The sequence below is a fragment of the Arthrobacter glycogeni genome, from assembly GCF_054511155.1.
The window spans coordinates 1-21,481 of the sequence record NZ_JBTNDE010000031.1; the positions used below are offsets into that span (position 1 = coordinate 1).

The following is a 21,481-nucleotide window of genomic DNA, read 5'->3' on the forward strand; positions in this document are numbered from 1 at the left end:
GACTTGTCGCCACCGCGGTTCTCCAGCGACGCCGTTGAGCATTACCGTGGGCCCGACGACGGTCGGGGACGCATGCGCCAACGCGATCATCGCGGCGACCGTTGGCGGCCACACAGCGTGGGCGCCACACGAACGGGAGGCCGAACCTTTGACGGACATGCCAGGTGAGCCCTTCAGTTGCCTCAACGCCGTGGAACTCTTCACGGACCTCACGGCCGAGGACATGGCGGCCATCGACAGGGCCTCCCCGCCTCGGACCTTCTCAAGCGGGGAACTGGTCTTTAGCCAAAGCCAACCTGTCACCGCGTTGTTTATCCTCAAAGCCGGAAGAATCCGCGTCTTCAGGGTCACAGAGGGCGGCAAAGCCCTCACCATCGCGATTCTTGAACCGGGCGCCGTCTTCGGCGAAATGCTGTTGGTCGGTCAAAGAATGTACGACAATTACGCCGAAGCCATCGAAACGTCAGTAATTTGCCAGCTCAGCGTGGTCCAAGTCGAGGAACATTTACTCTCCAACCCCAAGGTCGCCATCAAGATCTCACGCCTGCTCGGCGAACAGGTCGCCCGGCTCGAGGAACGACTCACCGACATGGCGCTGCGGCCGCTAGCTGCCCGCGCAGCCTCGACCCTGCTCAAAATAGCTGAATCCGCGCCCAAACCCCGATTCAACAGCTCCCTGTCCGTGCGGCTCACCCACGAACAACTCGCCGGACTCCTCGGAGTTACCCGGGAAGCAACCAGCAAAACCATGTCCGACCTCGCAACCCACCACCTCATCCGCCAAGGACGCGGCAGGATCATCATCGAAGACCTCCCCGGCCTAAGACAGCTCGCACGAAAAACCACATGACTGAACCGCCCCGGGTTAAGCGGAGCCGCGGAAAAACCGGCCTCGGTTTACCGCGCGTCGCTAAGGAATCTTACGGTCCGCTGAATCTGTTAGCGGCCATGAATCCACAGGACCGGATGTCAAGGGCCATCAGGAACTGACCATAAGCGGCAGTATTTGTGACCGTTGGTGGCGAGTTTGTGGTGGAGTTGGCCGCCTGGTCGATGGTTCTAGTTCAAGGCGTTGATTCCTTTCCCAGCGAGGGCCTGGGTGAGGCGGACTGAGCGCCGCTGGTTTCGCAAACATGTGCGTGGTGATAACTGGGTGGTCCTTTCGCTGACCAGCTGATGGCAATATTCTGTGGGCGTGGCCCTTCCAGCAGGTATCGAGGCGGAGGACCCCGAAGACTGAGGTCCGTGCGTTTCCACGGCGGAGTGGAAGCTGATGTACCTGAAGGGGCTCACCATCGACCAGATCGCCCGGTACTGCCGGGTGCCAACCAAACGTGTCCGCCGAGTCATTCAAGGTTTTGAGAAGACTCACCCTGAGCTCGCAGGTAAACGCCTGGTCCTCAATGATCGTCCCGCTCCCCCGACAGCGGCCGAGCTGCTACGAAAACCGCCACGGCTCTCCTGGGACGCAAGGCTGAAGGAAGCCAAGGAGTTCCGCCGACGGCGCCAGCGAATGCCTCGCATTCTTTCCAAAGACCCCGTGGAGAACCGGCTTGCTGTGTGGATCGCGGCCCAACGCAAACAAATCCGTAACGGCTCCATGAGCCCTCACCGAAGGGAACTGCTGCAGGCGGCCCTCGGAGACTGGATCGGTCCGCCACGACCCGAGGTTGAAACCCATCTATGGGACCGGCGACTGGCTGAAGTCGCTGATGTCATCGCCCGAGAAGGACACCCGCCCCGATTCCGACGAGGAGTCGGCCGGTCCGAGAACACCTTGGCAACGTGGCTCGTCACCCAGCGTGGCCTCCATCACCGCGGCACCTTGAATCCCATCCGGCGAACGCTACTAGATGAGCGCATTCCTGGATGGGATACCGGCTGGCGGTGAAAACCCTTACCCCAAGAAACACGCGGCACCATCCAGCACCCGGTCCGTACCGGTCCGCAGTCCACGAAAGGTACGGGTGTGATTCGATGATGGCCAGGACACGTAATCCGGGGCAGTCCCTCCCCCTACTACGGTGGCCCGGGACGAAGGCGCTTGCCGGTAACCGTGAACGCCTGACCTACTTGTACGACCAGGCCTAGGTCCAACCCTCGGGCCTGGTCGGCGAGATCGTGTTGCCACCCGAGGGAAGACCGCCCCGGCCCACAATTCGCCCGGACCCCTTATCCGCCGGATTCACTCGCGCGGGCAGGCCGATTTCGTACTGACCAGTGTGAGACGCGAACATAGGTCGTGGTGGAGTTGCACACGAACGACATCGCTGCACGTCGTTCGCAGACCACAGCGTTATCAGGCACCGAAAGGCTCATGTCGAGCGATTAGTGGCCCAGTCCGGCCCCTTTGAGATCTCATACGGTATCTTAGGCTAAAGGGACGGCCTCGGTTACCGTTCTCTCTCCGTTGTTTATGAGCTCCGTCTGACCGCACGGCGAGCTACCACTGGGGGAATCGTCTTGAACACATCCGGCGGCGCGCAGCTCAACCCTATCCGGGACAGTACGCCGGGCCTATGGAACACCTGAGGTTGGAAGCATTCAAAAGTAATCCCACCGGCGTGAACCCTGGAGAACACGAAGGGCTATCAGGGCTTCTTCTCCGGATAGGGGAAGGAGACCATGAAGCATTTGCGGACTTCTATCGCTTAACATCTCGCCGGGTCTATGGGCTTGCTCGCCGGACCATCGTCAACGCTGAAATAGCGCAGGACACGACTCAGGACATCTATCTGATCGTGTGGCAGGACGCCCGCAAATATAATCCGGCCCTCGGCAGCGCCATAGCGTGGCTGATGATGATCACCCACCGCCGGGCCGTTGATAAAGTCCGCTCAGAACAAGCCATCATCAACAGGGGAGCACGTTGGGTAACCGCGAGCCACAGCCCGGACTACGACGTGGTGGCCGAAACCGTGACGACGCGAATCGAAGCTCAAACCGTTGTCCAGTGCCTGGATATCCTCTCTCCTCGCCAGCGTGAAGCGATCGACCTTGCTTACTACGATGGTCTGACCTACAGCGAAGTCGCCGACCATTTGTCTATACCGCTACCGACCATCAAAAGCAGAATCCGAGACGGGCTCAAGAGCCTTCGAACCTGCCTGGACGGGGACGAAACCAAGTGAATCCATCCGGACAAAACCTGGTACTATCCCACGGGGAAACCCTACTAATGAGTGACCCGGTACGACGCCTCCCCGATTTGGAGTCAACGCGCTCCCACCTCGTGCGCACCGTGTTGAGCATCCTTGAAGCTAGCGTTAGCGCCCGTTCGATCGGTGATCCAACTGCACACCCTCCGGCAGACGCACAGCGACTCCTCAGCGCAGCGATCCGCGACCTCATTGACGTGGACGACCAACTGGATAATGCCCGAAACCCATTCTGCGGCAGCAAGAACGAACACACCGTCCGGTACGCCCTGGGACGCTCGGATTCACCCATGACGGTCTCCACCTACACCTACGAATCCCTGCCGCCGGCGGAGCGCAACGCCCTCCCAGGCGCTGAGGAACTCTCGGCAGCCTTCGACCAGATCGACCCACCAACGGGCACGAACGGATAAAGCACCACCGCACCCACATGTAGACAGCTAATAGCCGGCCTGCGGTCCGAGAGGGGTGTGGGTGTGATTCGATGGTGTTCATGACAAGTACTCCCCCACTGCGGTGGCACGGGACGTCGCCCGGTTGCGGGCAGCGTTGCAGGAGACACTGCCCGCGAAGAGTGCCTCGAACCTGTTGGTGGGAACGTGGAATGTCCGCGCGTTCGGGGACCTGACCATGAAGTGGGCGTCCGCGGGACAGGATTCACCCAAACGGGATTTCCACGCCATGGCGTGCATCGCGGAAATAGTATCCCGCTTCGACGTCCTCGCCCTGCAGGAGGTCCGCCGGAACACCACCGCCCTGCACCACCTGATGTCCCTGTTAGGTCCGGGGTGGCGGTTTATCACCTCCGATGTCACCGAAGGCGCTGCCGGTAACGGTGAACGCCTGACCTACCTCTACGACACGGCCCGGGTCCAACCCTCGGGCCTGGTCGGTGAGATCGTGTTGCCACCCGGAACCGACGGCCCGGTCCCACAATTCGCCCGGACCCCGTACGCTGCCGGATTCACCCGCGGGCAGACCGGATTCGTACTGACCAGTGTGCACGTGCTGTGGGGTGAGCGGCCCGCTGACCGGTTACCTGAACTGACCGCGTTCGCGCAGTGGATGCGGGATTGGGCTGAACGCCCCGATGACTGGAACGAGAACCTCCTCGTTCTGGGAGACTTCAACCTCGACCGCATCGGGGACCCCCTGTATGAGGCATTCGTGTCCACCGGGCTATGGGCGCCCACGGAACTGGACACTGTGCCGCGGACCATCTTCGACAACACAATACCAGGCACTTCTACGACCAGATCGCCTGGTTCTCCGAACCCGACGGCACGAGCATGCTCCACACCCTCACCTATACCGGCGGGGCCGGGCACATCGACTTCCTGCCCCACATCCTCACCGACCTGACGAAGAACGAGGTGTCTTGGCGGATCTCCGACCGCTACCCCCTCTGGACAGAATTCACCATCTAGAACTGGCCGTCTGAGCTCACAGGCCGTTCATGACCCAGAGTTTATTGACCCGGGGTTCGGGTCGGCAGATGCGTGGACTTTCGCTGTCCTGGGCTAGGGGTTCCTTCCCTGGACACGGGTGGCTATCAGGTTAAGGCTTCCGGGTTTCTGCCGGGTGAACCCGAACCGTTCATAGATCACAGTGATTTTCTCCGATGCCGCTGTGACCAGGATCGGGGTGCCCGAGGGAACGAACCTCTCAATTGCTGCCTTCGCGAATACCAGACCGTCCCGGTCCGTACCGGAGGCCGAGGCTAGTGCCTGTGCCACCCAGTACGGGCCGGCGGGCCGGCTCAACATGGCTTCTACCGCCGCGGACAGGCTGCCTCCCGTCGAGGATGCAACAAGTACCAACCCGATGATCAGCCACAGCGGTATCAGTAACCCCACCCATGGCTGGACCGCATCATCGAGACCAGTCAGCACAATAAGCCAGAGAAACAGTCCGCCGATAATACCCAGGAAGACCGCAGCTATGGCTGTGGCCCGCCGCAGAGTTTTCACCGGATTCCGTGCCTCCGTCAAAAAGATCACAGCATCCCGGCCAGGTGTGGTGATCACATCCCCTGCCGGCAGGTAAACCAGAAAGAGGAGCACCATGACCGGCATCATCAGCACTGCCCGCACCCGTTTGCCTCTCATGGCTTTAGGGCTTCTCCCGCGGGCCAAGGCCAGTGAGATGTTCCAACTCAGAGGGAACAGATCAGCGATGGCCGCACGCCTGACTATCAGCTGATCCCCCGCACCATCGGTCATGATGATGACTCTACTGAGGTCCGCGAGCTGTTAGCAGGGCCCGTAGTATTTCTGTCTCAACAGGCATAACAGACGGCTGACCTGGCGTGCCGTCGGGTGGACACTCCGCTTCCTAATATCAAACGTATGTTCTATTTTTAATAGTCCACCGGCTTCCGGGTGTGGGTCCGAGCCGTCACCCCTTACGGCACCGGAAGAGCTGTAGGCAGCGTCTCTTCACCTTGCTCGTTGTTTCGGGTGGAAAGGCGGTGGGGTAAGCGCCACCGGCCGTGCGGCCGAACCGCAGGAACGTGGCGAGCCTCTAGAAGAGCCGTGGTGCTGTCTTCGAACACGGTAGCTTCTCAGCAGAACAACGGGACTACCGGCGTCATGCCGTGACGGCAACCCGTACCCATGAATGACCAGAAGCATCTTCGCTGTTCGTCATTCTGATCCCCATCATCGCTGGGCGGGACCTCCGCGCAACCAGGGCGCGAGGCGCCGGGAGTGGGCCAAATTTTCGTTCGGCGCTCCTCCGTCGCTTATTTCCTCGCGAAATTTCGGCCCGCTACCGGTTCCCCAAGTTGCACTCCGGCCCCTCGTACCCAGCAGTGAATCCTCTATCAGAACGGCATCAAGGAGCGACACGGTTAGCTACCTCCCGAGCGTTCCTCCCCACCAGGAGGGGAACTCGGTGAAAAACTTTTACCAAAGTCATGTATCACCACCGCAACTCCTCCATGAATAAGTAAGAAGGCCAGCAAGGGCTTCACAAGCGAAAGGGGCAACCCAACCACTGGACCACACAACACAGCCACCAAAACGGTCCCACCCATGTTCACAATATGAGCCGGTTTGTGCACAGCCAGAGGCCAAAAGAGCCTCTGACAAGGGAAAACACGTGCCCGAAATGGGACTTGAACCGGCTTCACCCCCTTGCAAACACTGGCCTCCCCCGAAAACCTCCCCAAACCGGCCCAATCCGGCCCCGATACGCCCCAGTCCGACACCCAAGGTGTGCACATTGTGCACACCCCCTTTTTTTTGCCCTCCCCTGACCCGCATTTGATGGCCGTGTGCGCCCCTGTCGAGCGAGCAACCCCATGCCCCATGACGGTCTGCCAGACCCGACGTCGGTGCGTTCAAAAGCCCTCGCGACTGGACTGGATAGCTACCAGCAAGACCGCCTTTCACAGGTGCTACATAGATCACCGTCATGGAAATCATTTCTCCTTTCCGAACATCTCATGGATATGCGAGAAAGAAACTACGTGACTAAAGAAGTGGCTACATCTCGGTGACAGTTCGGCGATCGGCACAACGCAAGGCCCGCCCATGAATTCAGACAGATCCATGAAACCGGAATCCAGAACCAGCAGTAATCTGAGCGATGGGCGTTTCACTTTTCCCTCAAATGGACTTACTGAAAAGGCGGCGACCTGCGGCGGCGCCACTGGTACGCAACCATATCGTTCCCACGACTGGCAGAAAGGGAACTTAGGAGCATAATTCATCCGCCTCTGTATTTCCGCCGCGGAAAGCTTGATGGGAAAGATCTCACGCTTTAACCAAACACTCACAAGGGTTTATCACGTCACGCCATAGGTCCTGGTCCACGGTTGGCCTTGTCAAGGTCATCAGGACCCAGGGTGACGGGTTGATCTGAGACCACCGAACGCTTTTCACTCTGTTCGGACCGTACGGTTGGGTGCATGACTAGGGGGGTCGTGTTCCCTTGGCGGAGGCAGAGTGATCGAGCAACGACCAGCACCTGCAAGCGAACGCGACACGTCGGCGCCCCGGTCCGATAAGGCTGGACATCTCGTTGACACCGTCATCCCGTAGCTCCGGCCGCGCACCCGAACGGTCACCGACCGGTGCGGGCAGCGAGGAGTCGACGCTCTGCGTCGTTCGCTGTCAGTTCGAGGGCGCGCAGATCCGAGGCGAAAGCCTCGTCGTCGCGTCCGAGCCGACGCAGCAGGTGCGCGCACGGCATGCCAGAGGTGGGCACGCGACAGCTTGCCCTCCAGGGCGACGGCACGGTTAAGCCGCACAACGGGCGACGCGTCGTAGCCGAGCAGCAGGTCATACAGCACAAGCACCTGCAGCCAGTCGGTCGCGGCCGCGGTTTCGGCATCCGTGTGGCAGGCGGCGATGGCGGCTTGTAGCTGCCACCGGCCGGGGCGGCGCAGTCGCGCGGCTCGCTCCAGCTCGACGCGTCCCAAGGTGGCGATCTCTGTTGCAGGTCTGGACCGCTTTGGGTTCGTTACTATCGGATGCCTTCCATTTTGCCGTCCTCAACATACCCTATACCCTAGGGGGTATCAGGATGGTGCCAGTCGACGGCGAGAGAAAGACGTTATGTGCCGTGCCGTGATATGCAAAAAATGTGGAAAAACCACCTGGGCCGGGTGCGGTCAGCATGTGCACCAGGTCCTACGGGGAGTGCCGGCTGCCCAGAGGTGCCGCGGGCACCAGAACGAGCCCAAGACTAGAGGCGGATTCTTTTCCCGGCTGTTCTCACCGCGCTGGCTCTGCCGGGGGTGCGTAGGCCGGTGGATCAGTCCCGCCAGTCGGTTCGGCCCACCCTGGCCTGGAGGGTGCGTCTGCCGTGTCGGTACAGCAGTCATCCGCCGAGGATGAGGAGCGCGCCGAAAATTAGGAATCCTACATCTCAGGAAAGTGGGGATCGCAGGTCGTCACGGACGTGGTGAACCCCCAGCAGCTGGTGGTTGATCAGGCCCTCTACAAGGTTGAATATTCCCCACCCTGTAAGCATCAGACCCACCTGGAAACTCCAGCTCGGCGCTGCCCAGTGCTGCCGCCAAGCCCTCACGGCAGCAACAGAGCCGACCAGGACGAAAAGCCACGTCGCAATGTGAAAAAACCCGTCGGCCAGCGTATTGATTTCCAGCCCCGCCGTTGCTACGGAATAACCATCGACGGCGCTGACCATGTGGTGCCATTGCAGGATCTGGTGCAGTGCAATACCGTCGATGAAACCACCGAAACAAAGCCCGAACAGTAATCCCGATGCTTTCGGCGGCGACGCCGCACGGTGGTCCTGGCGGTCACGCATCGGTGCCGCTGGGTTTTCATTCCCGCCCGGACCCCGCCCAGTGCACCCGACGGGACGCCTGCACTATCGCTGCACGCAGGTCAGCTGAAGCTACGTTACCGGTCATATCTGTTCACTTCCGAAAAAGTGCTGGTCCCGCTGATGCCTCTTTAGGCAGGTTTGCCTTCGAGGGAGGCCAGCGCGGCACGCAGTCGCGTGTCGGCGTCATTGGCCACGTCCTGTACGGCTGGACTGTCGCTGAGCTGGACCATGGTCTGGGGGTCGATGGCCTGGATTGTGGTTTGCGTGGCGTCGGGCCCGCGGCGTACGACGACGTTGCAGGGTAGCAGCGCGCCGAGGTCCGGTTCGGCCGCCAAGGCGCGACTGGCAAGCTGTGGATTGCATGCTCCGAGGATCACATAATCACCGAGGCCCTGCCCTGCCTCGGCACCAAGTTTGGTTTCGAAGGTTGCGCGGACGTCGATCTCAGAGAGGATGCCGAAGCCCTGCTCGGCCAGCGCTTCGCGGGTTTTCTGCACTGCTTCCTCGTAAGCTGCTGACACTACGATGCTGTGGGTATAGGTCATGCCTGCTCCTTCCAATACGTTCTGGCGGGTATTCGCTTCCTGGTCATCTTCGATGGTGGCAGTTCAGGCGAGGGAAAGGAACAGCTTCTCCAGGTCCTTTTTGTCCATGCTGGCGTCTTCCTGGGTGATGCACTGTTGAAGACCGGTGGCGATGATGGCGAATCCGGCCCGGTCCAGCGCCTTGGAGACCGCAGCGAGCTGGGTAATGACGTCCTTGCAGTCGCGGCCTTCCTCCATCATCCGGGTCACGGCGGCCAACTGCCCTTGGGCCCGCTTGAGCCGGTTGATAACCGGTGTCAGTTCGGTTGAATCAAGTTGCATGGTGGCCTCCGCCTAGGATCAGTGTCAATGTCATTATATACCCCCTAGGGTGTAGGGGTCGCTCGTGTGATCCGGGCGGGCCTTGCCGTCTGGGTGCGCCTAAGTAAGGTGCGCCGCCGCTGTGGTCCTCGTATAAGTCGACCGTCAATTAGGGGCCCTTCAGCAACCCGTCAAGACCGTGGACTTTCGGGCCCAGAACGATCCGGCTGACCTGCGCTTCGGATGCGGCACTGAAGACTTCGTTCGGGGCCGTGCCAGGTGTTCGGTCTGCTGGCTGGTTGGGTGTGGTGCTCATATTCCTCTTCATCCTCGTTCTCGGTTGCTGGTTCAGTCAGTACCAGACTCCGTCGGATAATGACCACTGTTTCAGTAGCCATTTTATACCCCAGGGGGTTATTTGCATACCCCCTGGGTATATGGAATACTCGACCACGTATTTTGAACTTCTGGTTTTTGAAAGGACCTTCATGACTTCTTCGACCACTTCCGTTCCCGCTGTAACGGCTCTTGATCCGCAGGAACTGAGTTCCTGGATTACCGAGCATGAGGACCTTGTGATCCTCGATGTGCGGTCGGCTGCTGAGTTCGAAACCATGCATATCCGCGGTTCATATAATGTGCCGCTTTCGTTGCTGTCCGAGCACACGGACGAGCTGGCGGCACGGCTGGGCAGCCGGGTAGTCCTGGTCTGCCAGTCCGGGGTCCGCGCCGAACAGGCCCGCCAGCGCCTCGGTGGCGCAGGTATCGATACGGCGTACGTCCTGACCGGGGGTGTGCCTGGATTCGCTACTGCCGGCGGCGAAGTAATCCGCGGCCAGCAACGCTGGGCCCTTGAGCGTCAGGTCCGGCTCACGGCGGGCTCCCTAGTTGTCCTGGGCCTGGCAGGAGGGCAGTTCGTCTCACCGAAACTGCGCCTGCTTGCAGCGGCGATCGGCACCGGCCTGACGTTCTCGGCCGCCACAAACACCTGCGCCATGGGTAAGGCCCTCTCGGCCATGCCCTGGAACAAGACCGCACAGGAGCCAACCCGGGAGGCAGCTATCTTGCAACTTCCCAGCGCCGATTCCACGTCCGGCGCTAACACCGGCGCCAATTCTATGACAGGGCAGGCGCGCGCCTCATGACCACAACCCTGATCCTCGTGCTCAGCCTGTCGGTGCTTATCGGGCTTTCGCTAGGTGTCCTGGGTGGCGGTGGATCGATTCTGACCGTCCCGATCCTGGTGTATGTGGCCGGATTCGAAGCTAAGGAAGCGATCGCTGCGTCCCTGTTCGTTGTCGGAGTCACCTCGGCGGTAAGCGTGATCAGCCATGCCCGCGGTGGCAGGGTGATGTGGCGTACCGGCTTGACTTTCGGCGCCGCCGGCATGGTCGGCGCCTTCGTTGGCGGCCTGCTGGGCGGCCAGATTCCCGGTCAGATCCTCTTGATTGCCTTCGCCATCATGATGGTAGCCACCGCCATAGCAATGCTCCGCGGCAGGAAAAAAACTGGTGGGGATGGCACCGCCGAACCGGTGAAACACGAACTCCCCTTGGGCCGGGTGCTACTGGACGGAGCCGTCGTCGGGCTTGTCACCGGCCTGGTCGGTGCCGGCGGTGGATTCCTCGTCGTTCCCGCCCTGGCCCTGCTGGGCGGCCTGCCGATGTCAATCGCCGTCGGAACCTCATTGGTCGTTATTGCGATGAAGTCCTTCGCCGGACTCGCCGGTTACCTCACCACTGTCCACCTGGACTGGGGCCTGACCCTGGCTGTCACGGCAGCTGCGATCGTGGGAACGCTCATCGGTTCCAAACTCGCAGGCCGCATTCCCGAAGCCGCCCTCCGAAAAGCGTTCGGTTGGTTCGTCCTGGCCATGGGCACCTTCGTCCTGACCCAGCAGGCCCCTGAGGATCTGCGCTGGATCATCCTCAGTGGTGTCGCTACCCTGGCCGTGCTCGCCGCCGCCATCTGCTGGTTCTTCGTTCGCACATGCCCCATCAGGGCACGGGCCCGCGACAACGAGCACCGCAACCGAGGCTCCGGGCGAGCGAAACATTCAACCGCCTGAGCCAAGACCTATCGCTTCACCGAAGAACTCCCTCGCCAAAGAACAATCGCACCAAAAACGAATCAACAACCGCACCAGAAACCAACCAGGAGGCAACCGATGTCCGAAATTACCATTACCGAAGCCGAGAAGCGCCGTAGCACGGATCAGATGATCGATGTCCGGGAGGGCTTTGAAGTCGCCCAGGGAACAATTCCCGGTGCTCTGCACATCCCACTGGGAGACTTGGGTGCACGCCTGTCCGAACTCGACCGAACCGTACCGGTGATCGCTATCTGCCGTAGCGGAAACCGCAGCGCCACCGCTGCAGACGCCTTGAATGAGGCCGGTTTTACTGCAGACACCATGGCGGGGGGCATGACCGCCTGGCAAGAGGCCGGCCTGCCCACCACCTAAAGCCTTTCCCAGGCCCCAAAGCCCTACCTACGTCTGGCTGAAAAGAGCGCGAAGGCACAGCATAGGCCCCAACGAATTGAAGAATAAGTGGCCGGGCGTGCCCTTGCTCGATGTGCGGGGCAGGAGCGAATACACCCAAGCCCACGGTCCGGGAAGCCGGAATGTTCCTCTGGATGAACTGCCTCGAACCTGACGTCCCTTCCCCTAATGCCACCATGTACGTCATGTGCGGATCGGAAAACGGAGCACTCAAGCCGTCTCACTTCTCACTGAGGATGGATTCGACGCGGTGAACGTCGCCGGCGGATTGAACGTGCATGCAAGGAGCCGGCGCACATCGACATCACCGAATGGTATCGCAGCGGATACCCGGTCACTTATGCCACAGCTACTAAAAGCGTCCCCGCTGACCGCCCGAAAAGACCTTCTTCCTGATCCCTTGGGACAGTGCTGAACAAGTTCCGCCGAACCAGATAGACGGACCCAGCCTGACAGGGATGAACAAGCCCAGCTTGACCAGTCGTATACCCCTATGGGTATTGTTGTTTGTGGTTCCTTCACAGAGCAACAACCCCCGCCATTTTGAGGAGAAAGAAACCATGGACGTTATTGTCATTGACACCCCGCAGCTCGGGGACCGTAGCTACCTGATCCACGACGGGCACGTAGCCCTGGTCATCGACGCCCAGCGCGACGTCGACCGCGTCGAGGCCATCGTGGAAGAAGCGGGCGTGAAGCTCACCCACGTGGCTGAAACCCATATCCACAACGACTACGTCACCGGCGGGCTCATCCTGGCCCGGAAGTACGGGGCCGATTACCTGGTCAACGCCGCCGATGACGTGTCCTTCGAACGCACCCCGATCGCCGACGGGCAAACCGTGCAGGTCGGCGAGCTGTCGGTCAAGGCGGTGGCCACACCCGGCCACACCCACCACCACCTCTCCTTCATCGTCGAGCACGACGGGCAGCAGGCCGTGTTCTCCGGAGGCAGCGTTCTCTACGGCTCGGTGGGCCGCACCGATCTGCTCGGCTCCGAGCACACGGTCGGGCTGACCCACGACCAGTGGGCCTCCGCCCGCCGCCTGGCGAAAGAGGCAACAGAAAAGGCAGCCCTTTACCCGACTCACGGGTTCGGTTCCTTCTGCTCTTCCGGCCCGGCAACAGGGGCCTCAGAATCTACCCTGGGCGAGCAGTTCTCCACCAACCACGTCTACACCGAGGGCGACGAGGAACACTTCGTCACCGAGCTCATCGCCAACCTGAGCGCCTACCCGAGCTACTACGTGCACATGGGACCGGCCAACGCTGCCGGCCCCACCGAGCCCAACCTCGAAGTTCCCAATTCTCTGGATCCGGCGGAGCTGAAGGCACGTCTGGAGGCTGGGGAGTGGGTGGTGGACCTGCGTAACCGGGTGGCTTACTCCGCTGAGCACCTGAAGGGGACCATCAGCTTTGAGTACGGCAACGGGGTAAGCTTCACCACCTTCCTGGGCTGGGTCTTCCCCTATGACCAGCAACTCACTCTCGTCGGTTCCCGCGATGACGTGGAGAACGCGATTCGCGACCTGTCCAGAATCGGCATCGACTCACCCGATGCGGCAGTGGGCGAGAACCTCGCCGAGCTAACCCCGGACGTGCCAGTGACGTCCTACCCGCGGGTTGGATGGGACGGCGTATTGGCCGACCGCCCTGCCGGGGAAACGATCCTGGACGTGCGCCGGGTGGAGGAGTACGAGGCATCCCGCATCGAGGGTGCGGTGAATATTCCGCTGCACGAGCTCGTCACCCGCATGGACGAGGTGCCCGCCGGCCGACTGTGGGTGCACTGCGGCTCCGGCTACCGCTCCGGAGTGGCCGCCAGCCTGCTCGAACGTGCAGGCAAGGAACCGGTGCACATCGACGCGATGTTCGACGAGGCCGCCGACGCCGGCCTACCCACGGCCAGCTGACCCACCCCCGGCCGCTACAGCCTGGTCTTCGCCTCGAACCCGGCGGGCGGGCAAGGGGCACCCTGCCCACCCCGCCCACGCCGGTGACCTTCCCTGTCTAAATCCAACAAACCAGAAAGGGCGCAGATGGCCAGCCTTGCCGTAGCTCCACCCCGGAACCAGACACGTAGCCTGACCGGTATGGGCGTCACCGTCCTGGGACTGCACGTAGCCGGGTGGGGGACCCTGTTCGGCTGGTTGCTGCCGGCTCAGGAGGCCGCCGGAGCCAACCCGGGTTTGCTTCTGGGCCTGGCCGTGGGCGCCTACGCCCTGGGCGTTCGTCACGCCTTCGACGCCGATCATATCGCCGCCATTGACAACACCACCCGCCAGTTCCTCACCCGGGGCCGTGCCACCGTGACCACCGGATTCTGGTTCGCTCTGGGACACTCTTCCGTGGTCGTGCTCTCCGTGCTCCTGCTGGCCCTGGGCGTGGAGGTCTTCGCCGGGGGCCTGGCCGATGAGAACTCCACCTTGCGCCAGGCCGCCGGGATCTGGGGCGGGAACGTCTCCGGGCTGTTCCTGCTCACCGCAGGGATCTTGAACATGCCGGCGCTGCGGTCCCTACACCGGTTGCGCCGCACGATGAGGAACGCACCGGTCGATGAGGCCGAGCTGCACACCCACCTGAACCGGCGCGGAGTGTTGCACCGGGTGCTGCACCCGCTCACCCGGACAGTGGACCGTCCCGTGAAGATGTACCCGGTCGGGTTCCTCTTCGGGCTCGGCCTGGACACCGCGGCCTCCATCAGCCTTTTCGTCGTTGCCGGAACGCTGGCCCCGTCCCTGCCCTGGTACGCCGCGATGGTGTTGCCGGTGCTGTTCACCGCAGGAATGACCGCCTTCGACAGCGCCGACGGGCTGATGATGGCCCGAATCTACAGCCGGGCCAGCGGCGACGCCCGCCGCACGGTTGACTACAACCTCGTTCTCACCGGTGTCTCTGTGTTCATCGCCCTGCTCATCGGCGGGACGGGCCTGCTTTCCGTGGCCGCAGAGGTGCTCCAACCTTCCGGCGGAATCCTGGAGGCGCTCACCACCATAGACCTGAATTTCCTTGGAATCACCGCGGTCGTCTTCTTTGCCTTGATCTGGATGGCCACTGCCGCAGCACGCCGGGTCATCCCCTCTAGCGTTCCCCTCACCCGGGGACCCCGGCCATAACGCATTCAGCCATGAACCTCGTCACAAAAAATGCCAGGGCACCCCAGTTGCATGCAACCCGGGCCGCATCCCGTTGCTGAGGCCGCGAGCCCCTAAACAACGGACTGAGCCCACCGCGGTGGGCCAGCCCTGCGGGCGGGCACTTCGGTTCGGAGTAGGCCCAGGCCGGACGTTGTCCCCGGTAGATATTCTTGGCCCTCAAGGATCAAGGCTGATGTGAGGCATTTATGGCAGAAGGCGCGTAACTGCTAGAGATTCGACCGTGTACGACGAGAGATTAAGGAGCACGATCATGTGGAACGGCAATGGTATGGGCGGTATGGGATTGATGTGGATGTTCGGGCTGCTGGTGCTCGTGGGGGTGATCGTGTTGGTGGTCGTCTTGGTGAAGGCCCTCTCCGGTAAGTCCTCACACAATGCCAGTCCCGACGCCCGCCGCGAACCGAGCGTGGACCCTGGCCGGGGAAGGCAGATCCTTGAAGAGCGCTACGCCCGCGGGGAACTGAGCACTGAGGAATACCGGGAGCGGCTGAGGATCCTGGAGGAAGACGGCCGGTGAGTCCGCTGACCCGCCGCCAACTGCTGGCTCTCAGTGCGGCCGGGGCCGGTGCCGCAGCCCTCGGCGGGGCGGGACTGTGGTGGACCACCAGCAATGATCCCGGATACGCAGGCGGTGAAGAACTGGTCGAGCCCCCAGTGCTGGCCAGCCGTGACGGCGTACTGGAACTAGATCTGGAGGCCGCCCCGGCACGTGTCCAGGTCGGTGGGCGTGAAGCCTCTGTGTTGGCCTTCAACGGGTCCCTGCCGGGCCCGACCCTGCGCGTCGCGCCCGGTGACACGATACGGGTGGCGATGACCAACGGGCTTCAGGCCCCCACGAACCTGCACGTGCACGGGCTGCACGTCTCACCTGATGGAAACGGCGACAACCCGTTCCTGAGCATCAGCCCGGGAGAGTCCTTCGACTATGAGTTCGTCCTGCCCGAGGACCACCCGCCGGGCACCTACTGGTACCACCCGCACCGCCACGGCCATGTGGCCGATCAGGTCGCCGCCGGTCTATATGGGGTGATCGTGGTGGAGGACCCCGAGGTGATTCCGGTGACCCGGGAGCGGGTCATGGTGGTCTCGGACCTGTCGCTGGGCTCCTCTGGTAACCTCGCTAAGGTCGACCAGATGCAGCAGATGATGGGCCGGGAGAGTGAGGCCGTGCTCGTCAATGGCCAGGTCCGCCCGCGACTGGACGCCGCACCGGGGGAACGGGAGCGATGGCGGATCGTCAACGCCTGCCCCTCCCGGTACCTGCGCCTGCAGCTGGAAGGCCAACAGGTCCGATTGCTCAGCCGTGACCTCGGGCGCCTGCCGACCCCTGAGAAGACCACCGACGTGGTGATCGCCCCGGGCAACCGCATCGAGCTGCTCGTCGATACCACCGAGGGCTCCTCCACTCTGGTCGCGGCACCGGTGGACCGCGGTGGCATGGACGAGATGATGGGCGGGGCCATGATGGGCGGAAACGGTCCAGGCAACGGGGAGGCGATCGAGCTCCTCACCTTCGAGGTGTCTGGTGATCCGGTGCAGACGCCGGAGCCCGTGCCAGCGGGCCCTGCGCTGCGGGATCTGCGCGGGGAACCGGTCACCGGTCGCCACACTTTGGATTTCGCCATGGGAATGGCCGGCAGCATGGGCGGTGGAAGCCACGGTGAGGGCACCATGATGGCTTTTACCATCAACGGCCGGGAGTTCGATCCCGCCCGGACTGATACCCCGGTGGCGGCTGGGGCCGTGGAGGAATGGACCCTGACCAACTCCAGCCCCATGGACCACCCCGTGCATCTGCATGTGTGGCCCATGCAGATTATCGAGGACGGTGACCGCGACGTATCGGAGCCGAGGTGGCAGGACGTCATCAACGTCCCAGCCTTCGAGCAGGTGAAAGTCCTTATCGCCTTCGATGACTTTTCCGGACGAACCGTCTATCACTGTCACATCCTCGACCACGAGGACCAAGGAATGATGGGCATCGTCGAAGCTCGCTGAGGCTAGGGCCGCCGGAGCGCGATGTCGCTGCCCGGCCTAATGCCGATAGCTGTGCCCGAAGACAGCGGACCTCAGGCACGATCCGGTCCCATAGGGGCGCCAGGAGGATCACCGGGTATTAGCCGACAAGCAGTACAGTTCTAGGTGCGACAGGGATCGCGCCGCACAGCAAAATCAGATCATCCGACGTTTCGGCCCGAGGGCATCGCTGGGCGTGGCTGATAGCATCTTTGAGCACGAAGAAACCACCCGCGTTCCCGGTGAATTCAAGATGCCTCATGCCGTCATTCTGACTCACAAAGTTCTAGCGACAGCACTTTTGAAACGAAACACGGCGAGACAAGTTTGCGAGACGCCCGCAGAGGACTAGATCATCCAGTCCCGCCTAGCGAATCATGCCGTCAAAGGGAGGGGTAAGGTAGATCGGCGTCAGTATGCTGGATTACAGAACCTCGACTCGATGCGTGTATAGAGTGAGCGGCTCATGCATCATCCATCCCATTCAGGAGACTATCGTGCGGCTACGAACCTTCTTCGCCCCAATGAGCATCGCCGTCTTGGCCTTACTCGCTCCGAGTCCGGCTTTTGCGGACGCGGAAGGTACCCCCCGCACCAGCGCCAGCGCCCAGGAAGTTCATCGTATCAATGGGGCAGCCGTGAGTTCCCTGCCGGAGGACCAGCGTAGGTTGTCAGTTGAAGGCAAACTCGGCAGCGACGGTGTGGCCACCGGGCGCTTGTCCTTCACACATCAGAGCCCGTCGGGGCTATCTCACTTCACAGCCCGGGTGACATGCCTGGAGTTCAATGACGGCCAGACAGAAGTCAGTGGAACCATCACCAAGGGCGAAACGGCCACCGGCGTTGTCCTCGACGGCAAGACGGTAGCTTTCACCCTCGACACAGAAGGTGTGCAGAACTTCTCACTCCCCCAGATCGGTCCCGGAGCAGCCAGCTGTGGGGGTGGCAGGGTCGAAACGGTCCCCGTGACCGAGGCGGGCTTCCACGTTCGCTGATTCTTTCGCGGATGACCTGCGGCGAGTAACGCTGGGGGCCACTGTGGCAGTCGCCGATTAACAGGTTGCCGGGCTCTGGGCTTTCCCGCACTTCTGGCCGAGGCCGTCGAGTTCATTGCGGCTCGCTGGGGCCGCTGTACTCAACCGCTGATATCGACGGCGGTAGGTCCGACCGGAGGGTAGCTCTGCAATCCAGGACCCACTTCGGCTGGCGGCGCTCCCGTAGGGTGATTCCATGTCCACTTCTTTTGTCCTGACCCTCCTTGGAATCGCCGCTGTCTTGCTGGTCCTCCGACTGGTGATACCCGGTCTACCCCTTCAACGGGTCACGCAACGGTTGACCCCACTGGATCTCGTTCTGACCGTTCTGGGTGTGCTGGGGCTGATCCTGCACTGCGCCTCGATGTTCTTCCGCCCGCTCGTCGCCTCAATACCGGGCAGTGGCAGCGTGATCACTCAGATCAATTCGATGGGAACGGCGAGCATGATCTGGTACGCGATCCCCGCCCTTTTGGTTCTGGTGGGATTGCGCCGCCAGCATTGGGTCGCGCTTATCCTTTTGGCAGCGTCATTGCTGGCGGTGGGCATCACCATGTACAACGGCACCGCTCTGTCGACCCATCTGGACACCATCTTCGCCGCTGGAGTGATGATCGCCGCTACGGTCTTCCTCCTCAGCACACCTCCTTGGCACCGCGAACCGACCCCAATCACCGCCGTTGCCCAGTAGCTAGCTGGTCGATTCATCTACTGGGCAACCGCCCATCCACTCCCGTTGGCCTCGGGTGCTCCTAGCGGGTTTGTCAGAGCGTTTGGCTGGTTTATTTGAAGTCCCTCTGGACCGGGTAACATCTCACCATTGACGGCTCGATGGTCCACTCACCCGTAGTACTCCAGCCATAGTGTCACTCCGCCAGGTCATCGGGAGACCCACGGAACCTTCAATATCCGAACCAGGGAAACCATTGCACTGGTAGTGGACAACGTGGAGGATTACCACGCCGCAAACACCGGACCAATCATGAGGGTGTAACTGCCCTCACGATTCGCCGCTGGCAAGGCCACCATCAACCCTTCAGCTGGGGTGTGTCAGCTGCGTTTGTCTGCTGGACAGCCGCGCATGGGTCCGCTTTGGTCGCCGCCGTCTTCCGGTGCCTGACCGGGAGGGGCTGTGTGTGGGTGGTTGTGGTCGCCGGAACCGTTGCCGGGACGAAGGTTCAGCGGATCACGGCCCGGGGCGGCTTGATGTGCATGGTTAGTGTCGCCGTAGCCGCAGCCTGGTCTCGGTCCCTCGGCCGAGGCTGCGGTCACACCGAATAGGGTCATGATCAGAGTGGGCAGTACGAGTAGCGCAGCAGCACGTAGGCGGATGTTCATTGTGCCTCCAAAGGTGTGAATCGAAGAGAGTAGCTCTCCTACGTAAAGCCTATCGGCCGTACCGCCACTGCCCGGTTAGCCCAGCATGGCTCAGCATGGTCCGGCCGGGACAACTACGGCTGGCAGGGGTGAGGATCGTGGGTATGGATCTGCTGTCAAGGCTTGCCGTCTACCGGGGCGCAAACAGGAAAATGGCCGCAGCACCAGCCGCGCCAAGCTGCCGATACGTCATCAATATTTATGATGCTCTCCTCATCAAACGACCCGCCTCAGTTTAGGGCCGGACTTCTTCGATGAATAGGCCTTCGCGTTGACTCAGCTAATACCTCCGCCTGAAGGGGTTCTTTTGGGGACTGGGTTCGGGTAGGCCTGATCAATGGAGCTTTCGATGAGTGAGCGCAGGGCAGTGACGAAGAAGATGGCCGGTGACTATGCCCCAATGAACGGCAAACCTAAAAAATCATCCACCGCTGATTAGCGTTCCAACCGGCCACGCTCGACGGTCCTACCTCTAACCGGACTTTTCATTTTGGAGATTTTACCCACGGTCGGATGGGAGTTCACTGCTGCGCTTGGTGGTGTTCCTTGGTGCCTGTCGGCCATGAGTCGGGCGTTGACGGCCTCGCGGTCTGGATGGTTCTCTAGGCTTTTGGCGAGCTGCTGACGCCGCTCCGGTGAGTCATAGGCTGGCTCTGCTGAGTTGTTGGCGCGTGCCCGGTCCTCGCGGTTCGCGCCTGCTACGCCTACGCCGGCTTTTACTTCGTCGCCGCGTGCTGCGAAGGCGTTGGAGCGTTCGTTCTCGGCTTGCTGGCGTGCTGCTTGGGCTTGGGTGACGGCTGAGGAAATGTCCTGCTCGGTGGCTCCGGGGTTGTTAACGTCGATCCCGTAGCGGTCCTGTACCTGATCCCTGATTGTCCCTGCGTGCTCGGCTGCAACCGGGTCGTAGCCTTTCCACGCTTCTGCTGTCTCGTGGGCGCGTTCGATCATGTCGGGGGTGGCCTTGTCCCACCATTCATCCCGGCCTACCGGGTCGAGCTGGGCGCGGGCTGCTGCTTGGGAGGCATTGAATCGGTCCTGGAGTTCCCTGGCCCGTGCTTCTTCTGCCTGTTGGATGCTGCGCTGTTGTTCTTCGCGCATCCTCGCTAGCTGCTCTCCGATCCGTGCCGCTGCCATCAGGCCGGCACGGAATCCGCCTTCTACTGCATCATCAATTCCGTCCGATTCGCTCATGAGCTATCCCCTATCTCTCGATCCCTCGTTGACTGTCTTGTTCTGGTCCGCGTGCTGGTGCGGCGTGCTCGGTTGGCTTCTGGCCGCGTGTCAGCGTCGCCGGTATCGGTGCGCCTTCGCGGGCACGTTCAACAAACAAGCGTGCTCTCAGAGTTTCCTCATCAAGTCCAGGGCGGCGTTCGCGTAGCTTCTCGATAGTCATACGTTCCGGCTGCGCGGGCTTCACGGTCTGCCCTGGTGCGCTGGCTTCGACGGCCCTCGACGCGGCGATCACTGACGCTGATAAACTTCTAACCCGGTTAAGGTCTGCGGTGGCTTTGTGCATATCGTGAATCGCTTTAGCGGTGGCCGCAAGCTGGCGGACCATCAGCGCATAAGCCGCCCAGTCGCTCTTGGAAGTCGCAGCCAACAGGATCATACTGCTCCCCTGGCCGAGACTGCCCCGGCCTTCGGAGTCGTAGGCGGGTAGCGGCGTAGCTGGGCGGACTTCGCTAGTGTTCCGTGTTAATGGTTTGTTTGCGTTTCATCTTGCCCAGGAGGTACTCCGTTGATTTGGTCCAGGTGAATGGTTTGGCGTCTTGGTTGTAGTTCTCGATGTAGCGTTCCATGGTGTCTTCGAGGTCCTTGATTGAGCTGAATTCCCCGCGTTTGAGGCATTGGCGGGTGATGATCCCGAAGAAGATCTCCACCATGTTCAGCCAGGAACAGCTGGTCGGGGTGAAATGCATGCTCACCCGGGGGTTTTCAGCCAGCCAGTCCACCACGTTCTGGTGTTTATGGGTCGCGTAAACGGCGCTGCGCCTGGTCTGCCGATTCAAGGCGTCCGAGCATTTCGTTCATGGTGGCGGCCAGGTGCTCGATTTCGTCGCGGGTGGCAGGGACTTCGACGCGTTCGTTC

The 21,481-nt window shown here is 61.6% G+C and carries 24 protein-coding genes and 1 pseudogene; 15 read left to right on the forward strand and 10 right to left on the reverse strand.

The annotated features are described in order from the left end of the window. The 5 genes from ACX80O_RS15705 to ACX80O_RS15725 form a co-directional block, all read left to right on the forward strand. Nucleotides 1-850, forward strand: an 850-nt coding sequence (locus ACX80O_RS15705) for a Crp/Fnr family transcriptional regulator (protein WP_459334018.1), incomplete at its 5' end; no start/stop codon positions are given. Between the two features lie 423 nt (nucleotides 851-1,273). Next, on the forward strand, nucleotides 1,274-1,891 hold the full coding sequence (locus ACX80O_RS15710) for a helicase associated domain-containing protein (protein WP_459334019.1): 618 nt from the start codon (nucleotides 1,274-1,276) through the stop codon (nucleotides 1,889-1,891). A 628-nt stretch (nucleotides 1,892-2,519) separates the two neighbouring features. Then, nucleotides 2,520-3,131, forward strand: coding sequence for an ECF RNA polymerase sigma factor SigK (locus ACX80O_RS15715; protein ID WP_459334020.1), 612 nt, complete (start codon nucleotides 2,520-2,522; stop codon nucleotides 3,129-3,131). 47 nt (nucleotides 3,132-3,178) lie between these two features. Then, complete coding sequence (locus ACX80O_RS15720; protein WP_459334021.1) at nucleotides 3,179-3,571, forward strand: hypothetical protein; 393 nt, start codon at nucleotides 3,179-3,181, stop codon at nucleotides 3,569-3,571. Nucleotides 3,572-3,674: 103 nt separating this feature from the next. Continuing rightward, nucleotides 3,675-4,520, forward strand: a complete 846-nt coding sequence (locus ACX80O_RS15725; protein WP_459334022.1) for an endonuclease/exonuclease/phosphatase family protein — start codon at nucleotides 3,675-3,677, stop codon at nucleotides 4,518-4,520. Between the two features lie 158 nt (nucleotides 4,521-4,678). On the opposite strand, the gene ACX80O_RS15730 is transcribed toward ACX80O_RS15725, so the two are convergent. Next, nucleotides 4,679-5,380 carry a hypothetical protein gene (locus ACX80O_RS15730; RefSeq protein ID WP_459334023.1) on the reverse strand — a complete coding sequence of 234 codons (702 nt, stop codon included), beginning with the start codon at nucleotides 5,378-5,380 and terminating at the stop codon, nucleotides 4,679-4,681. A gap of 1,846 nt (nucleotides 5,381-7,226) precedes the next feature. Then, complete coding sequence (locus ACX80O_RS15735) at nucleotides 7,227-7,370, reverse strand: hypothetical protein (RefSeq protein WP_459334024.1); 144 nt, start codon at nucleotides 7,368-7,370, stop codon at nucleotides 7,227-7,229. A 350-nt stretch (nucleotides 7,371-7,720) separates the two neighbouring features. Between ACX80O_RS15735 and ACX80O_RS16705 the strand changes: the two are divergent. Beyond that, nucleotides 7,721-7,879: pseudogene (locus tag ACX80O_RS16705) on the forward strand (DUF8730 family Cys-rich protein); the annotation flags it as partial. A 154-nt stretch (nucleotides 7,880-8,033) separates the two neighbouring features. Here the strand turns inward: ACX80O_RS16705 and ACX80O_RS15740 are convergent. The 4 genes from ACX80O_RS15740 to ACX80O_RS15755 form a co-directional block, all read right to left on the reverse strand. Beyond that, entirely contained in the window at nucleotides 8,034-8,438 is a 405-nt protein-coding gene (locus ACX80O_RS15740; protein ID WP_459334025.1) for a DUF2243 domain-containing protein, read from the reverse strand. A gap of 149 nt (nucleotides 8,439-8,587) precedes the next feature. Continuing rightward, nucleotides 8,588-9,004 (reverse strand): DUF302 domain-containing protein, encoded by a 417-nt coding sequence (locus ACX80O_RS15745; protein WP_459334026.1) that lies wholly within the window; start codon nucleotides 9,002-9,004, stop codon nucleotides 8,588-8,590. 63 nt (nucleotides 9,005-9,067) lie between these two features. Further along, complete coding sequence (locus tag ACX80O_RS15750; protein ID WP_196823241.1) at nucleotides 9,068-9,325, reverse strand: metal-sensitive transcriptional regulator; 258 nt, start codon at nucleotides 9,323-9,325, stop codon at nucleotides 9,068-9,070. Between the two features lie 148 nt (nucleotides 9,326-9,473). Further along, nucleotides 9,474-9,620 carry a hypothetical protein gene (locus tag ACX80O_RS15755; protein ID WP_459334027.1) on the reverse strand — a complete coding sequence of 49 codons (147 nt, stop codon included), beginning with the start codon at nucleotides 9,618-9,620 and terminating at the stop codon, nucleotides 9,474-9,476. Between the two features lie 172 nt (nucleotides 9,621-9,792). Between ACX80O_RS15755 and ACX80O_RS15760 the strand changes: the two genes are divergently transcribed. The 9 genes from ACX80O_RS15760 (at nucleotide 9,793) to ACX80O_RS15800 (ending at nucleotide 18,706) form a co-directional block, all read left to right on the forward strand. Continuing rightward, nucleotides 9,793-10,449: a rhodanese-like domain-containing protein gene (locus tag ACX80O_RS15760; RefSeq protein ID WP_459334028.1), complete on the forward strand. Its 657-nt coding sequence runs from the start codon at nucleotides 9,793-9,795 to the stop codon at nucleotides 10,447-10,449. Beyond that, nucleotides 10,446-11,372: a sulfite exporter TauE/SafE family protein gene (locus ACX80O_RS15765; protein ID WP_459334029.1), complete on the forward strand. Its 927-nt coding sequence runs from the start codon at nucleotides 10,446-10,448 to the stop codon at nucleotides 11,370-11,372. The genes ACX80O_RS15760 and ACX80O_RS15765 overlap by 4 nt, the downstream gene beginning before the upstream one ends. Before the next feature lie 99 nt (nucleotides 11,373-11,471). Next, nucleotides 11,472-11,768, forward strand: coding sequence for a rhodanese-like domain-containing protein (locus ACX80O_RS15770; RefSeq protein ID WP_459334030.1), 297 nt, complete (start codon nucleotides 11,472-11,474; stop codon nucleotides 11,766-11,768). A gap of 599 nt (nucleotides 11,769-12,367) precedes the next feature. Continuing rightward, a complete protein-coding gene (locus ACX80O_RS15775) occupies nucleotides 12,368-13,720 on the forward strand; it encodes a rhodanese-like domain-containing protein (protein WP_459334031.1) in 1,353 nt (450 codons plus the stop codon). Nucleotides 13,721-13,900: 180 nt separating this feature from the next. Beyond that, nucleotides 13,901-14,923, forward strand: a complete 1,023-nt coding sequence (locus ACX80O_RS15780; RefSeq protein ID WP_459334032.1) for a HoxN/HupN/NixA family nickel/cobalt transporter — start codon at nucleotides 13,901-13,903, stop codon at nucleotides 14,921-14,923. 292 nt (nucleotides 14,924-15,215) lie between these two features. Further along, nucleotides 15,216-15,482 carry an SHOCT domain-containing protein gene (locus tag ACX80O_RS15785; protein WP_459334033.1) on the forward strand — a complete coding sequence of 89 codons (267 nt, stop codon included), beginning with the start codon at nucleotides 15,216-15,218 and terminating at the stop codon, nucleotides 15,480-15,482. After that, the gene (locus tag ACX80O_RS15790) at nucleotides 15,479-16,963 is read left to right on the forward strand and encodes a multicopper oxidase family protein (RefSeq protein WP_459334034.1); all 1,485 of its coding nucleotides are present in this window, start codon (nucleotides 15,479-15,481) and stop codon (nucleotides 16,961-16,963) included. The genes ACX80O_RS15785 and ACX80O_RS15790 overlap by 4 nt, the downstream gene beginning before the upstream one ends. Nucleotides 16,964-17,478: 515 nt before the next feature. After that, nucleotides 17,479-17,976: a hypothetical protein gene (locus ACX80O_RS15795; protein WP_459334035.1), complete on the forward strand. Its 498-nt coding sequence runs from the start codon at nucleotides 17,479-17,481 to the stop codon at nucleotides 17,974-17,976. A 235-nt stretch (nucleotides 17,977-18,211) separates the two neighbouring features. Continuing rightward, entirely contained in the window at nucleotides 18,212-18,706 is a 495-nt protein-coding gene (locus ACX80O_RS15800) for a hypothetical protein (protein ID WP_459334036.1), read from the forward strand. A gap of 1,121 nt (nucleotides 18,707-19,827) precedes the next feature. Here ACX80O_RS15800 and ACX80O_RS15805 read toward each other — a convergent pair. The 4 genes from ACX80O_RS15805 to ACX80O_RS15820 all read right to left on the reverse strand — a co-directional run. Further along, nucleotides 19,828-20,583: a hypothetical protein gene (locus tag ACX80O_RS15805; protein WP_459334037.1), complete on the reverse strand. Its 756-nt coding sequence runs from the start codon at nucleotides 20,581-20,583 to the stop codon at nucleotides 19,828-19,830. A 10-nt stretch (nucleotides 20,584-20,593) separates the two neighbouring features. Then, nucleotides 20,594-21,001, reverse strand: a complete 408-nt coding sequence (locus tag ACX80O_RS15810) for a hypothetical protein (protein WP_459334038.1) — start codon at nucleotides 20,999-21,001, stop codon at nucleotides 20,594-20,596. A 73-nt stretch (nucleotides 21,002-21,074) separates the two neighbouring features. Continuing rightward, the gene (locus ACX80O_RS15815; protein ID WP_459334039.1) at nucleotides 21,075-21,401 is read right to left on the reverse strand and encodes a transposase; all 327 of its coding nucleotides are present in this window, start codon (nucleotides 21,399-21,401) and stop codon (nucleotides 21,075-21,077) included. Continuing rightward, the coding region (locus tag ACX80O_RS15820; protein ID WP_459334040.1) for a HAMP domain-containing protein at nucleotides 21,358-21,481 on the reverse strand (124 nt) is incomplete at its 5' end. The genes ACX80O_RS15820 and ACX80O_RS15815, both read right to left, overlap by 44 nt.

What these genes read in the sequence shown, in the direction of transcription:
- ACX80O_RS15710 (WP_459334019.1), top strand. Translation starts at nt 1,274, where the DNA reads ATGTACCTGAAGGGGCTCACCATCGACCAGATCGCCCGGTACTGCCGG.
- ACX80O_RS15715 (WP_459334020.1), top strand. Translation starts at nt 2,520, where the DNA reads ATGGAACACCTGAGGTTGGAAGCATTCAAAAGTAATCCCACCGGCGTG.
- ACX80O_RS15720 (WP_459334021.1), top strand. Translation starts at nt 3,179, where the DNA reads ATGAGTGACCCGGTACGACGCCTCCCCGATTTGGAGTCAACGCGCTCC.
- ACX80O_RS15730 (WP_459334023.1), bottom strand. Translation starts at nt 5,380, where the DNA reads ATGACCGATGGTGCGGGGGATCAGCTGATAGTCAGGCGTGCGGCCATC.
- ACX80O_RS15740 (WP_459334025.1), bottom strand. Translation starts at nt 8,438, where the DNA reads ATGCGTGACCGCCAGGACCACCGTGCGGCGTCGCCGCCGAAAGCATCG.
- ACX80O_RS15745 (WP_459334026.1), bottom strand. Translation starts at nt 9,004, where the DNA reads ATGACCTATACCCACAGCATCGTAGTGTCAGCAGCTTACGAGGAAGCA.
- ACX80O_RS15750 (WP_196823241.1), bottom strand. Translation starts at nt 9,325, where the DNA reads ATGCAACTTGATTCAACCGAACTGACACCGGTTATCAACCGGCTCAAG.
- ACX80O_RS15755 (WP_459334027.1), bottom strand. Translation starts at nt 9,620, where the DNA reads ATGAGCACCACACCCAACCAGCCAGCAGACCGAACACCTGGCACGGCC.
- ACX80O_RS15760 (WP_459334028.1), top strand. Translation starts at nt 9,793, where the DNA reads ATGACTTCTTCGACCACTTCCGTTCCCGCTGTAACGGCTCTTGATCCG.
- ACX80O_RS15765 (WP_459334029.1), top strand. Translation starts at nt 10,446, where the DNA reads ATGACCACAACCCTGATCCTCGTGCTCAGCCTGTCGGTGCTTATCGGG.
- ACX80O_RS15770 (WP_459334030.1), top strand. Translation starts at nt 11,472, where the DNA reads ATGTCCGAAATTACCATTACCGAAGCCGAGAAGCGCCGTAGCACGGAT.
- ACX80O_RS15775 (WP_459334031.1), top strand. Translation starts at nt 12,368, where the DNA reads ATGGACGTTATTGTCATTGACACCCCGCAGCTCGGGGACCGTAGCTAC.
- ACX80O_RS15780 (WP_459334032.1), top strand. Translation starts at nt 13,901, where the DNA reads ATGGGCGTCACCGTCCTGGGACTGCACGTAGCCGGGTGGGGGACCCTG.
- ACX80O_RS15785 (WP_459334033.1), top strand. Translation starts at nt 15,216, where the DNA reads ATGTGGAACGGCAATGGTATGGGCGGTATGGGATTGATGTGGATGTTC.
- ACX80O_RS15800 (WP_459334036.1), top strand. Translation starts at nt 18,212, where the DNA reads ATGTCCACTTCTTTTGTCCTGACCCTCCTTGGAATCGCCGCTGTCTTG.
- ACX80O_RS15805 (WP_459334037.1), bottom strand. Translation starts at nt 20,583, where the DNA reads ATGAGCGAATCGGACGGAATTGATGATGCAGTAGAAGGCGGATTCCGT.
- ACX80O_RS15810 (WP_459334038.1), bottom strand. Translation starts at nt 21,001, where the DNA reads ATGATCCTGTTGGCTGCGACTTCCAAGAGCGACTGGGCGGCTTATGCG.